The sequence below is a fragment of the Massilia sp. 01N410 genome (genome assembly GCF_056399665.1).
In genome coordinates this window covers 228,874-241,061 of record NZ_JBFTRV010000007.1, presented here as the reverse complement: position 1 = coordinate 241,061, position 12,188 = coordinate 228,874, and the positions used below count along the sequence as shown (strand labels likewise).

16 protein-coding genes are annotated in these 12,188 nt (G+C 67.1%); 7 read left to right on the top strand and 9 right to left on the bottom strand.

Features of this window, described 5'->3' with window-relative positions; all coding sequences use genetic code 11:
- Position 1: 1 nt before the first annotated feature.
- From AC1DOP_RS12360 to AC1DOP_RS12345, 4 genes are read right to left on the bottom strand one after another with little or no spacing between them, the layout of a single operon-like run.
- The gene (locus AC1DOP_RS12360) at positions 2-673 is read right to left on the bottom strand and encodes an amino acid ABC transporter permease (RefSeq protein ID WP_442121359.1); all 672 of its coding nucleotides are present in this window, start codon (positions 671-673) and stop codon (positions 2-4) included.
- Positions 674-684: 11 nt separating this feature from the next.
- Entirely contained in the window at positions 685-1,344 is a 660-nt protein-coding gene (locus tag AC1DOP_RS12355) for an amino acid ABC transporter permease (RefSeq protein WP_477251419.1), read from the bottom strand.
- A 49-nt stretch (positions 1,345-1,393) separates the two neighbouring features.
- Positions 1,394-2,125, bottom strand: a complete 732-nt coding sequence (locus AC1DOP_RS12350; RefSeq protein WP_442121361.1) for a copper homeostasis protein CutC — start codon at positions 2,123-2,125, stop codon at positions 1,394-1,396.
- On the bottom strand, positions 2,118-3,017 hold the full coding sequence (locus tag AC1DOP_RS12345) for an ROK family protein (protein ID WP_477251417.1): 900 nt from the start codon (positions 3,015-3,017) through the stop codon (positions 2,118-2,120). Before AC1DOP_RS12345 ends, AC1DOP_RS12350 begins: the two co-directional genes overlap by 8 nt.
- A 67-nt stretch (positions 3,018-3,084) precedes the next feature.
- On the opposite strand from AC1DOP_RS12345, the gene AC1DOP_RS12340 reads away from it, so the two are divergent.
- Complete coding sequence (locus tag AC1DOP_RS12340; protein ID WP_477251415.1) at positions 3,085-3,465, top strand: STAS/SEC14 domain-containing protein; 381 nt, start codon at positions 3,085-3,087, stop codon at positions 3,463-3,465.
- 98 nt (positions 3,466-3,563) lie between these two features.
- On the opposite strand, the gene AC1DOP_RS12335 is transcribed toward AC1DOP_RS12340, so the two are convergent.
- Complete coding sequence (locus AC1DOP_RS12335; RefSeq protein WP_477251413.1) at positions 3,564-4,727, bottom strand: tyrosine-type recombinase/integrase; 1,164 nt, start codon at positions 4,725-4,727, stop codon at positions 3,564-3,566.
- Positions 4,728-5,051: 324 nt separating this feature from the next.
- Between AC1DOP_RS12335 and AC1DOP_RS12330 the strand changes: the two genes are divergently transcribed.
- From AC1DOP_RS12330 to AC1DOP_RS12315, 4 genes are all read left to right on the top strand, one after another.
- Positions 5,052-5,258: a hypothetical protein gene (locus tag AC1DOP_RS12330; RefSeq protein ID WP_477251411.1), complete on the top strand. Its 207-nt coding sequence runs from the start codon at positions 5,052-5,054 to the stop codon at positions 5,256-5,258.
- 3 nt (positions 5,259-5,261) lie between these two features.
- On the top strand, positions 5,262-5,747 hold the full coding sequence (locus AC1DOP_RS12325) for an MgtC/SapB family protein (protein WP_442121371.1): 486 nt from the start codon (positions 5,262-5,264) through the stop codon (positions 5,745-5,747).
- Between the two features lie 112 nt (positions 5,748-5,859).
- Entirely contained in the window at positions 5,860-6,138 is a 279-nt protein-coding gene (locus tag AC1DOP_RS12320; RefSeq protein WP_442121372.1) for a hypothetical protein, read from the top strand.
- A gap of 13 nt (positions 6,139-6,151) precedes the next feature.
- Positions 6,152-6,538, top strand: a complete 387-nt coding sequence (locus AC1DOP_RS12315) for a hypothetical protein (RefSeq protein ID WP_477251409.1) — start codon at positions 6,152-6,154, stop codon at positions 6,536-6,538.
- A gap of 20 nt (positions 6,539-6,558) precedes the next feature.
- Here the strand turns inward: AC1DOP_RS12315 and AC1DOP_RS12310 are convergent, their stop codons facing one another.
- The 4 genes from AC1DOP_RS12310 to AC1DOP_RS12295 all read right to left on the bottom strand — a co-directional run bounded on the left by AC1DOP_RS12310 (position 6,559) and on the right by AC1DOP_RS12295 (position 9,531).
- Complete coding sequence (locus AC1DOP_RS12310) at positions 6,559-6,903, bottom strand: four-helix bundle copper-binding protein (RefSeq protein WP_477251407.1); 345 nt, start codon at positions 6,901-6,903, stop codon at positions 6,559-6,561.
- Positions 6,904-6,977: 74 nt separating this feature from the next.
- Positions 6,978-8,285, bottom strand: a complete 1,308-nt coding sequence (locus tag AC1DOP_RS12305; RefSeq protein WP_477251405.1) for a Xaa-Pro dipeptidase — start codon at positions 8,283-8,285, stop codon at positions 6,978-6,980.
- On the bottom strand, positions 8,282-8,926 hold the full coding sequence (gene pnuC / locus AC1DOP_RS12300) for a nicotinamide riboside transporter PnuC (protein ID WP_442121376.1): 645 nt from the start codon (positions 8,924-8,926) through the stop codon (positions 8,282-8,284). Before pnuC ends, AC1DOP_RS12305 begins: the two co-directional genes overlap by 4 nt.
- Positions 8,927-9,030: 104 nt before the next feature.
- Positions 9,031-9,531, bottom strand: coding sequence for a pyridoxamine 5'-phosphate oxidase family protein (locus AC1DOP_RS12295; RefSeq protein ID WP_477251403.1), 501 nt, complete (start codon positions 9,529-9,531; stop codon positions 9,031-9,033).
- A 192-nt stretch (positions 9,532-9,723) separates the two neighbouring features.
- On the opposite strand from AC1DOP_RS12295, the gene AC1DOP_RS12290 reads away from it, so the two are divergent.
- Both AC1DOP_RS12290 and AC1DOP_RS12285 read left to right on the top strand, forming a co-directional pair.
- Positions 9,724-10,968 (top strand): glycosyltransferase, encoded by a 1,245-nt coding sequence (locus AC1DOP_RS12290; RefSeq protein ID WP_477251401.1) that lies wholly within the window; start codon positions 9,724-9,726, stop codon positions 10,966-10,968.
- Positions 10,969-10,986: 18 nt separating this feature from the next.
- Positions 10,987-12,153: a glycosyltransferase family 4 protein gene (locus AC1DOP_RS12285; RefSeq protein WP_477251399.1), complete on the top strand. Its 1,167-nt coding sequence runs from the start codon at positions 10,987-10,989 to the stop codon at positions 12,151-12,153.
- The last annotated feature ends 35 nt before the right edge of the window (positions 12,154-12,188 follow it).

Below are 12,188 nucleotides of genomic sequence, written 5' to 3'. Positions count from 1 at the left end.
CCTATAAACCCTTCCATTCACTGTGTGCGCGCAGCCGCGTCTCGACGCGGGCGCAGGCTCTGGCGATCAGCCGCGCCATCAGGTAGTACAGCAGGCCGATCACGGTCCAGACGATGAAGGGCTTCAGCGTGCGCAGGTTCAGGATCGCGCCCACCTTGGTCAGGTCGACCACGCCGATCACCGAGATCAGCGAAGTCACCTGCAACTGGTTGACCAGCAGCCCGGTCAGCGGTCCGAGCGCGAAAGCGGCCGCCTGCGGCGCGACGATGCGGCGCAGGATCTGCCAGCGGCTCAAGCCGGACACGCGCGCCGCTTCCAGTTGATCGCGTCCCACCGATTCGATGGCGGAGACCGCGATCACATAGATGAAAGCGGCGGTATTCCCGGACAGCGTGATGACGGCGGCCTGCACCGGCGTCAGCTCCGTCTCCAGCAGGACCGGCAAGCCGAAGAACACCAGGAAGAGCTGTACCAGCACCGGCGAATTTTTCAACAGCTCGGCAAGCACGGCGGCCAGCGGCGACAGCAGCGGCGTGCGGTAGTAGCGCAGCATCGCCCAGGCGAGCCCGATCGCCAGGCCGATGGCGGTGGTGGCGGCGAACAGGGCAAGCGAAACGCCCAGGCCCTGCAGCAGCAGGATCAGGTCGTGCGGCGTGAAATCTGTGTATCGCATCAGCCCCGCTTTCAGTTCATTCGTCGATTCAGGCGGCGATGCAGGGCCGCGCTGGAGAGCGATACCAGCCAGGTCATTACCGCATAGATCAGGAGAAGCACCGCGTACACCTCGAAAGGCTGGAAGGTGTCGGCGGCGACGATCTTGGCGCTGCCGGTCAGCTCATTGAGGGTGATCGCGGACAGGATCGACGAAGTCAATACCAGGTTGACGAACACCGACCCGAGCGGACGCACGGCGCTGCGCAGCGCGATGGGCAGCACGATGCGGCGGTAGATGGCGAGCCGCGACAGGCCGCTGACCTGGGCCGCCTCGAGCACGCCCGGTTCGATCGCCAGGATGCCGGAGCGGATCACGTCCGAGGTAAACGCGCCGCCGGCCAGCGAGAGCGCCAGTACGCCGGTGACGAAAGCGCTCAGCCGGACCCCGATCTCGGGCAGGCCGTAGAACAGGAAGAACAGCTGGACGATGAAGGGAAGGTTGCGGAAGACGTCGACGTAGACGTCGGCCGCGCGCCGGACCAGCGGCAAGGCCGCGGTGCGCATCAGGGCCGCGACGATGCCGAGGGCAAGGCCGCCGGCCAGGGCCAGCGCGCAGGCGAGGGCGGTCAGCCGTGCGCCGGCCGCGAGCTCGCCAATATACGGTGCCAGTGGTGCAAGATCGAACGTCATCCGGCCGAGTGTCACACAGGCCAACTTGCATTTCAAGCAAAAGACATGGTCAGGCCAGTAGTTTAGTACGCAGGGCGGCGACTTTAGTGCGGCTGGTCTGGCGGCGCCCGCCCGAATCGAAGCCGAGGGCCAGGACTTGCGGCGACGCCGCGGGCAGCGGCTCCGAACAGGATGCGTGGACGTCGGTCAGCGGCAGCCTGTCGCGCAGCAGGTGCACGTTCTCGGCGGAGATGCCGGCGCCGGGCATGATGGCGATGCGATTGGCGGCGGCCTCGAAGCAGTGCCGCAAGCCGTCCAGTCCTTCGGACGCGCTGCGGGCGCCGCCGGAGCTGAGGATGCGTTCGAAACCGAGATCGACGGCCTGGCGGGTGGCCTGCGCCAAGTCCGGACAGAGGTCGATGGCCCGGTGCAGTACGCAGCGCAGGCCGTGGCCCCGGGCCCTGCGCACCAGCTTTTCCAGCGTGGCTTCGTCCAGGCGGCCGTCAGGCATCGATGCACCCAGCACCACGCCTTGCAGGCCGGCCGCGGCGACGGCGTCGATCTCGTCCAGCATCAGCCGGGTTTCCGCCTCGTCGAAGCAGAAGTCGCCGCCGCGCGGACGGATCATGGCGACCACGGGTACCGGGCTGCTTGACGCGGCGCGCAGCAGTCCGGGCGTCGGCGTCAGGCCGCCGATGTCCAGGGCGCTGCACAATTCGATGCGGCCGGCGCCGCCGGCAAGGGCGGCGGCCAGGCCGTGGACGTTGTCGACGCAGACTTCCAGCGTGATCGCTTCAACCATGCTGGACTCCGAGCTTTTCCAGGCCCAGCCAGGCCGCGCCGATCAGTCCCGGTTCCGCGCCGGACTGGCCGGGCACGATGATGGGCGTGTCCGTCTTGCGCAGGATGGCGGCGCGCACGGCCCGGTCGAGCCTTGCGATCAGCGGCGCGCTGTTGGCGAGGCCACCGCCGACCGGGAGGATCGACGCGCCGACGGCATTCACCAGCATGGCCAGCGGCCCGCTCAGCAGCCCGGTCCAGCAGGCGATCGTGCGGTCGGCATCGGCGTCGCCCGACTGCCAGGCGGCGATGATGTCGCGGCTGTCCAGGGCCTGCCGGTGCAGCGCCAGGTGCAGCCTTTCCAGGCCGCGGGCACCGCCGACCGTGTCCAGGCAGCCGGTCTGGCCGCAGCCGCAAGGGAAGCGCGCCAAGTCGGACTGTGCAAGGACCGGACCATGGCCCCATTCGCCGGCAAAGCCGCCGGGACCGCCGATCAGGCGCCCGCCGATCACCAGGCCACCGCCGACGCCGGTGCCCAGGATCAGGCCGAACACATTGGCGTGGCCGCGGCCGGCGCCGGCCTGGGCTTCGGCCAGGGCGAAGCTGTCGGCGTCGTTGATGATCCAGACAGGCAGGCCGAGGGCGGCGGACAGGTCGGCGGCCAAGATGCGGCCGTCGATGCAGGGAATATTCGCGCATTTGATGCGGCCGTCAGCCGGATCGATGACGCCGGCAATGGAGATGGCGACGCCGCGCGAGGGGCCGCCGGCATCGATCAGCGCACGCATGGCGGCGCTGAAGGCCGCGAAGTCGCGGGCGGGCGTCGGAACGCGCTGGAGTTCGCCGATCCGGCCGTCGGCGCTGGCGACCGCGCATTTGATGGCGCTGCCGCCGATATCGAAACAGGTAATCATGGCGGGAATGATAAGGGGAAATCATCTGTTAGAGTGCCAATTCTTGCTACGAACCTTAGAGACTTGAATGACGAATCAGCAGCTTTGGGTGGAACCGGTAGGCGATCTCGTCCTGGCGCGCGTGCGTGGACGATGCGACGAGGACGTCTTGAGGGAGTGCCAGCGCCGTGTTTTCGAACTCGTGAAGGACACGCGCCAGGTCAAGGTCCTGTATGACGCGCTGGAACTGGAAGATCCGACGGTCGACATGGCACTGTTCCAGGACAGGATGGACGCCGAAGCACACGAACGGCTGGCGCCGATCGTGCTGCGCAGGGCGATTCTGGTGCCGAATTCGCGGATCGCGTTTCTGGCGCGGATCGCGTTTGGCCAATTCGGCGAGGGTGCATACCGGGTTTTCTATAACGACATGGCGCAGGCGATCCAGTGGCTGGAGGAAAAGATATAGGCAAAACAGCCCCGCTGCGCTCGGATCTGTATCGCGCATAATCTATATTATGTCAAATACGATACTCGTACAGCCACCCCGCAAGGGGCAGCACAAGCTCAAACGATGCTCTTCCCGTTCGCCGACCGGATGATCTCGTCATGCCGTTCGTTATCGGTCTTGTGCAGATAAGCCGCCGTGGTGGCGATATTCGCGTGCCCCGCCGTGTCCTGCAGGGTCTTCAACTGCACCCCGTTGTTCGCGTGGTTGGTAAGCATGCTGTGCCGCAGCCAGTGCGCCGAGGCCTGGCGCAAGGTGGCGGCCGTATCCTGGTCGCCTTTCGCATCGGCGGCGCGCGCGGCGTCCGCGAACACCGCCTTGATCGCTTCCGACGCCGCTTCGTCCGTGATCCGCGCCGGCTCGCGTGAACGGCTCGACAGCACGAGCGGCGTGCGGTCCGTGCGGCTGGTCTGCGGCAGGAGTTCGAAAGCCTGGCGATAGGCCTGGTAGGCTTCGAGCATGTCCGGCGGCACCGGCAGGCGGCGCGGCTTGTTGCCTTTGCCAAGGACGTCCAGCCACCAGCGGCCGTTGCCTTCGGTGTAGATCGATCCCATCGAGGCGCTGACGATCTCGTTCAGGCGGGCGCCCGTGTGCGCAAAGGCGACCAGCAGGAAACGGTCGCGCGCGCGGCGCCTGAATGCCGCCGGCGTGTCGGCCGGGCGGCTGGAAACCGTTTCGAGCGCGAGCGCGATCGCGCCCTGGGTCAAATAGCGCGTAATCCGGCTGCTTGATGGCGCCCGGACGTTGCGCACCAGCGCACCCGGGTTACGGCGCAGGTAGCCGGTCTGCTCGGCAAAGCCCATCAGGCCCTTCACGGCGATCATGGCCTGGCGCCGGCTGGGATCGGACAAGGGCCCCGTGAATGGCCGGTAGCGCGGATCGGTGCGTGGCCACTTGGTCTTCGAGATCCATTCCGGCGGCGGATTCTTGAGGAATTCCTTGTAGGCATTGAGGTCGGCAACGTTCAGCTGGGAAAGGGTCTTTTTCGCTTCCTCGCGGCACCAGGTCAGGAAGCGGTACAGCTCCTTTTGCGAGTTCTGGATCGACTTCGCGCTCAGTTCGCCGTGGGCGATGAATTCGCGTGCCAGGTCGATGTCGGTGGTGGCCTCGGTGATCGCATCGTCGGCGAGGCGGTACATCTTGACGTGCAGGCGGCTGCTCGGACCGCTTGTGATCTCTTCCGGTGCTGACGCGCCCAGGTCGATTGGGGTAAAGTTCGGCATGTTTCTGGCTGCGGCTGCTGAAAAGGGCTGTATCTATGTACAGTATAGCATTTTGCCTGTTCGCGAATTGAAGTCGACAATATATTTGGTAATGTCGAGTTAAAAATGTGCGTGAAAACCGCGTCAAAACCGTGTCCGGTTTAGGGGCTTGTCCCGATTGCATCCCCGGCACGGCCGCCCCGCGCAAGGCGGCACCGGAACGGTTGCTCTTCTGCCAGGTCGGGTCCGCTCCCGGTGGCGGGACCCTTTCCAGCTCCCAAGGCCGGCGGCGGTTTGGGGATGTATGATTGACAGCCCATCCGGCTCCCCTTTTCAAAGGTATCGATGAACATCGTCAAGCGCATCCTGAAGGCCGACCGGGGACGCGACCCGGAACGCCTGGCCATGAAATACCTTTCCCGTCGCAGCGGGCCCTTCCCTTTCCTGCTCGGCACTTGCCACCTGCTCTACGACCGCCTCGCCTCCTCCGGATGGGCCGCTTACGCCGCAGTTTGCGACGCCGGGCAGTTCCAGCGCCCTGCCGGAGAATAAACCATGGACTATCCGGACATTCTGCTGCGCCTGAGTGCTTCGGTCCTGATCGGCGGCCTGATCGGGCTGGACCGCAACCTGCGCGGCAAACCAAGCGGGATCAGGACCCTCGGTCTGGTCAGTCTCGGCGCCTGCCTGGCAACCATGGCCGGGATGAACATGCTGACAGCGCATGGGCAGGTCGATACCGCGGCGGTCAGCCGCGTGATACAGGGGCTCGTCACCGGCATCGGCTTCCTCGGCGCAGGCGTCATCGTCCACGAGGACGGCAACGACCGCATTCGCGGCCTCACCACCGCAGCCTCGATCTGGATTACCGCCATCCTCGGTATCCTGTGCGGCATGGGATCCTGGCAGATCGCCTGCATCGCCCTCGCCTTCGTCTTCCTCTTGTTCGTGCTCGGCAAACCACTGGAGCGCGCGCTGCACCGGCGCTGGCTGACGAAGCCGACCGACGAGCAGCACGAGATCAGCCTGCACGACGAGTGAGAGCGCCTACGGTGTCGCCCTGGTGGTTTGGCGGGCCGTTCGAACCGTGTTGGCGCTCCGGCCGAACGTACGGGACAATACACCGGAACGAATGGACGACACGAGGAGCGCCATGAACATCACGGTAAAGAACACGACCCCGGACACGACCCGCATCACCCTGGTCGGCGAACTGCAGGACGGCAGCTTCAAGGCCAAGGTGATGTCCGAAACCGATGTCCCCTACACGCCTTATTGGGAGCACCAGCTCGAACAGCGCATGATCTATATCCAGCCGGATCCCGAGCAGCTGAAGGCGATCGTCGCGGCACTCAACGACCGCCGGCTGACGCTGGACCAGCTGCAGAGCTTCGGCAGCGCCGGCGGCGGCGAATCCCAGATTCCGGTCTGAAACAGGAGGTTTTATGAGCACGCAACAGGGCAAGAACAGCGATGCGCCAACCATCGGCGTCGGCAATCTCACCAGCGGCGAAGCCGGCGCCACGCCGGACCACGAAACCATGGCCGAGACCGGCGGCAGCGGCGGCGAGGCGCTGACCAAGCCGCACAACGAGGAGACCGAGGGCCACTGGCCGTCCGGCGAGCCGAACAAGAACCAGGGCGACGCCATGCAGCACGCGGTGGACACTGCGTCGGAAACCGAGGGTGCCGGCACCGCGGCCACCGCCAGCGTCCGCGGCGCCCAGGACACGCACAGCCGGCAAGCCGGCATCAATCCGACCGGCCTCGGCACGCCGGAAACCGGCGGCAACCAGTCCGAGGGCGACCTGGCGCCGCCCTACCAACAATAACGCGGCAACAGACGAGCCGCTCAGGCCCTGCCGATCATGGCTTCGCAGGCCTCGGCGCAGCGCGTGCAGGCCTGGGCGCAAGCCTGGCAGTGGTCCATCTGGTGCTTGCCGCACTCGGCGGCGCAGGCCGTGCAGATTTCGGCGCAGAGCCGGCACATCTGTGCGGCGAAGTCGCTGCCGCGGGCCAAGTAGGCCGCCGCGATCCGGCAGATGGCGGCGCAATCCATGTCGAGCGCAATGCAGCGCGCCATCATCTTGACGTCGTCTTCCTGCAGGCAGGCGGTCGAACAATTGTCGCAAGCCGCCGCGCAGGCGTAACAGGCGTCGATACAGGCCTGGTATTCCGGGTGCTGAAAATTGGACATCGTATCCTCCATCGGTGGGTCGGCGTTCAGGCTAGCACGCGATGGAGAATGCTCTCGTACGAATGGATCCGGCCTCAGCGGGCTGCCTGGGCGCCCTTCACTACCGCCCCGCCCTTCATTACGAACTTCACGCGGGTGAGCTCGGCGGGGTCTTTCAGCGGGTCGCCGGCGACGGCGATCAGGTCGGCATACTTGCCCGCCGATACCGAACCGATGCGGTCCTTCCAGCCCAGCAGGTCGGCGGCATTGATGGTGGCCGCCTGGATCGCCTGCATCGGGCTCATGCCGTACTGGACCATGTAGTGGAACTGGCGCGCGTTGTCGCCGTGCGGGTAGACGCCGGCATCGGTGCCGAAGGCCATCTTGACGCCGGCCTTGAAGGCCTTGCGGAAGTTGTCGCGCTGCAGCTGTCCGAGGGCGCGTTCCTTGTCGAGCGACTCCTGCAGCATGCCGGCCTTGGCGCCTTCCTGCAGGATGTAGTCGTCGTTATAGATATCCATGACGAAGTAGGTGCCCTTCTCGCGCGCCAGGCGGATGCCTTCGTCGTCGACCAGGCTGGCGTGTTCGACCGAATCGACACCGGCCAGGATGGCGTCGCGAATGCTGCTGGCGCCATGGGCGTGGGCGGCCACGCGGCGGCCCAGCTTGTGCGCTTCCTCGACGATGGCCTTCATCTCTTCCAGCGTGAGCTGCTGGGCGCCCGGCTCGTCGCCCTTGGACAGCACGCCGCCCGAGGCGCAGATCTTGATCACGTCGGCGCCGTACTTCGCCATCTCGCGGACCTTGGCACGCGCCGCCCACGGACCGTCGGCCACGCCGTTCTCGGTGTAATGAAAATCGTGCGGCAGCAGGTTGTTGTCGCAGTGGCCGCCCTGGATGCCGATCGCGTAGCCGGCCGTGCGCATGCGCGGTCCCGGCAGCTCGCCCTCGTTGATGGCGTCGCGCAGGGCGACGTCGCCGAAGCCGCTGGCGCCGACATTGCGCACGGTGGTGAAGCCGGCGTTCAAGGTCACCTCGGCCGCATGGGCGCCGTACATGGCGGCGCGGATGTCGGACACGCCCAGCGACTGGTAGCCGTGCTGGTGCGGATCGCCGGTCAGGTGGGTATGGGCGTCGATCAGGCCCGGCAGCACGGTGGCGCCGGACAGGTCGACCACCTCGGCGCCGGCCGGCACCGTGATGCTGCCGCTGGGACCGACAGCCGTGATGCGATCGCCGCTGATCAGGATGGTCTGGTTGTCCAGCACCTTGCCGGCGACCACGTCGACCAGCTTGCCGGCGCGTACGGCCACCACATGCTGGGCGGCGCCGCTGGATTCGGCGTGAACGGAGGCGGCGATGCCCAGGATGGCCAGCGAGGCCGCGACTGCTTTCAGTTTCATGGACGGATGCTTTCGGTGGGGATGCTATCGGTGGATGGAAGCGCAGCCAGCTTGTGCCAGCTGCGCCAGGAAACCAGGGCATTGATCCAGAAGCCGGCATACAGCACGGCGGTCAGGTGCAGCCCGCGGCTGAAATACAGCGGGGTCGCGATCGTATTGACGAGCAGCCAGAAGCCCCAGTTTTCCACGCGGCGCTGCATCATCAGCATCTGGCCGATGATGCTGAACACGAGCACGGCGGAATCGGGAAAAGGCGCGTAGGCGTTCGTGAAATGGTGGAGCATGGCGCCGTAGGCCACGGTGGCGCCCACGCCCAGCGGCAGGATCCACAGCATGCTGGCCATGCCCGCGTGAGTGACGGGCAGCGCTTCGCCGTGCCGGCCGCGCAGCCATTTCCACCAGCCGATCAGGCCGGTGACCACGAAGAACAGCTGCAGGGCGACGTCGGCGTACAGACGGTTCTGTGCGAACAGCAGGCCGAACAGCAGAGTGCCGGCCACGCCGGTCCACCAGGTATGGATATTGTTGCGGCCGGCCAGCACGATGGCGATGGCCGTAAAGACGTTCGCCGCCAGTTCGAGCGGCGCGGTCGCGCTCAGCGCCGTATAGACGTCGGCCGCCAGTTCCTGCAGCGCGATCATTGCTCCCGGCCCTGCCCTTCCAGTTCCATTGCCGCCCCTTCGTGAAGAAGCGTGTACTGTACGTCAGCGGGCCGGTTTATTGCAAGGCTGGAATTTTCTAGGCGCTAGTCGAGGCGGATCGATTTGTGTTCGCTGTCCAGGTCGGGCTTGTCGCCGGTGATGGCGGCCTTGGCCATGGCAAAGATGCGGACCATCTTGCTGTCGTTCGAGTCCCAGTATTCGGCCGAGTGCGGGTCGACGCGGATCAGCACCACGTGCTGGTCCTCGGGGCCGGCCGGGAACCAGGCTTGCACGCCGGCATTCCACATCGCGCGGATGCGCTCGCGGTCGACCACGCGCTCGGCGGTGCCGCTCACCGATACATACAGGCTGCCGTCCTGGTCGGCAAAGCCCAGGTTGACCTGGGGACGGTGGGCGATGCAATCCCACAGCGCGGTCAGGGTCGAGGTGTAGAACCAGATGCCGCCATCGGCGTCGACCTGCTGCTGGGTCATCGGCTGGCTCAGCAGGTGGCCATGCTGGTCCTGCCAGGTAAACATCGGAAAGCGCACGTTCTTGATCTTGTCGTGCAGTTTGGCCACTTCGGCGGCGTGGTGGGTGCTCATGGGCAGTCCTCGTGAATGGCTGATGTCCGTGCATCCTAGCGCCAGCCGGATGCCGGGTCGGTGCGCAAGCGAACATCGGCGCAGCGCTTTTTTGAGCCTCGTCAACCATGCCGGAAAGCGAAGAGAACCCGGGTTTGGGCGGCAATATAATCGCGTGTCAGCCGCCGTTAACGAGCATGGAGTCCGTTGCGAATGCCTTCCACTCACCGCCGTGCACAGCCGTTTCCGGACGTCGCCGGCCTGGGCGCGAAGCATGCCGCCGCCTCACCCATGGCGAATTCCTTTTCCGCCGCCGCCGAACCGGCGCGGCTGGTGGTGCACGTGGTGGAAGCGCTGTCCAGCGCCCAAACGGAAACCGACCTGCTGAACCTGATCCGTCATTTGCCGGCCGAGCGCTACCGCCATGCCATCGTCTGCCTGCGCGGCCAGGGCGACTACGAAGCCGGCCTGCGCAAACAAGGCGTCCAGATCGTCAACCTGCACCAGCAGGAGCGCGGCCTGCTTCACTATTTGCGCCTCTACCGCGTGCTGCGCAGCCTGCAGCCCGACCTGATCCATACCCGTAACCGTTCCGGGCTGCCGGCCCAGCTGGTGGCGGCGCTGGCCGGCGTGCGGCTGCGGGTGCATGCCGAGTACGGGCGCGACCTGGGCCCGGACGGCGCTCCCAGCTTTCGCGGACGGGCGCTGCGCCGCCTGCTGCGCCCCCTGATCGACCACTTCATCACCGCCAATGGCGACCTCGAACAATGGTTGGTGGGGGCCATCGGTGCCGCGCCGGCGCGCGTCTCGCAAATCGCGAACGGCGTCGACAGCGTGCAATTCCACCCGCGCCTGGGCCCGGCGGCGGCGGTCGGGCCGGCCGGTTTCATGCACGACGGCGTGTTCGTCATCGGCAGTATCGGCCGCATGGACGACGGCGCCAACCATACGCTGCTGGTCGAGGCCTTCCTGCGGCTGATCGCCTCGCCGCATCCGGCCCACCAGCGCCTGCGCCTGATGATCGTCGGCGACGGGCCGGCGCGCGCCGAATGCCAGGCGATGCTGAACCGCGCCGGCGCCGCGGCCCGCGCCTGGCTGCCCGGCGCCCGCAGCGATATCGCCCAGCTTCTGCGCGCGATGGACCTGTTCGTGCTGCCCTCGCTGACCGAGGACCGCGCGAACGCGATCCTGGAAGCGATGGCCAGCGGCCTGCCGGTGGTCGCCAGCGCGGTCGGCTGCAATGCCGAGCTCGTGCACCCCGGTTTCACCGGCATCCTGGTGCCGCCGACCTCGACCGAATTGCTGGCGGCGGCGGTTTCGGATTACTGCCGCATCCCCGAGATGGCGGCCCGCCACGGCGCCCGCGCCCGCAGCCACGTGATCGCCCGCCATAGCATGCCGGCAATGGCGCGCGACTACCTGGCTGTCTACGATGCGCTGACGGGTTTCGAAACCTAGGCGGAACAGGCGATGCGCGTGCTGCACCTGCTAGACCATTCCGTGCCGCGGTGCAGCGATTACAGCCGCCGTGCCCAGGCCCTGCTGGAAGGGCTGCGCGACCAGGGCGTGCAGACCGTCCAGCTCACCGGCACCGGCCACCCGGCGACGCAGGTGCATGGCGAAGGCTGGCATTTCTACCGCACCGTGGCCCTGGGCCGGCGCCTCCCTTTCGTCCGCACGGCGGCGCCGGATTCCCGTCTCGGCGCGGCGGCATCGACGGCGGCCCTGGCGCTGCGCCTGCGCCAGGTGGCAAAGCTGACGCGGCCGGACCTGATCCACGTCCACCTGCCGAGTGCGAACGCGGTGGCCGCGTGGCCGGTGGCGCGCCTGCACAAGCTTGCACTGCTGGTCGAGGCCGAGCGTCGCGGACTGGCCGCGCCTGCCTATCCCTTCCCGCGCGCGGAACGCTGGGCCCTGGGCGCGGCCCATGCGATCGCGGCTGGGACAGCCCAGGTGCGGGCCGCCTTGCGTGCGGAGGGCCTGGCCGGCAGGTCGATCGCCGTGATCCCGCCGGCGCCGGACCTGGTGCCGGGCTTGCCGGCCAGCGCCAGGATGACGAACCTGGTGGGGGCGCCGCTACTTGCCTATGCGGGCGGCCTGGAGCCGGACGACGGTCTGGAGTTGCTGCTGACGGCCCTGGGCCAACTGCGGCGCAAGCATCCGGCGCTGCGGCTGCTGGTCGCCGCCGGCGGCGAACGCGAAGCCTGTTTCGAGCAGCTGCTGGCCCGGCCGGGACTGCGCGGCCACGTCGTGTTCGCCGGTCCGCTCTCTTACCGGCGTGCGGCCGATGTGCTGGCGCGCGCCGATATCGCGGTGTTTCCGGCGCTGGGGCTGAAACCCTCCCTGCAGCCGTCACGGCACCTGCTCAACGCACTGGCGCAGGGCTGTGCGGTGGTCGCATCGGACCTGCCCTGCCACCGTGAGCTGCTGGTGCACGGGCATAGCGGGATGCTGTTCGAGGCCGGCAGGCGTGCGTCGCTGGTGAAGGCCATCGAGCAGGTGCTGGCCGAACCCTGGCGCATCGATGGGCTGGGTGCGGCGGCGCGCGATTTCATGAGCACGCGGCGCAGCTGGGAGTTGACGGCGGCCCGCTACCGGCGTCTCTATGAAATGGTCCTCAATAAGCGTGATGCATCACGTTAATCTCTCCAGACGGGCGGCAGGCAGCTCGGCGGGCT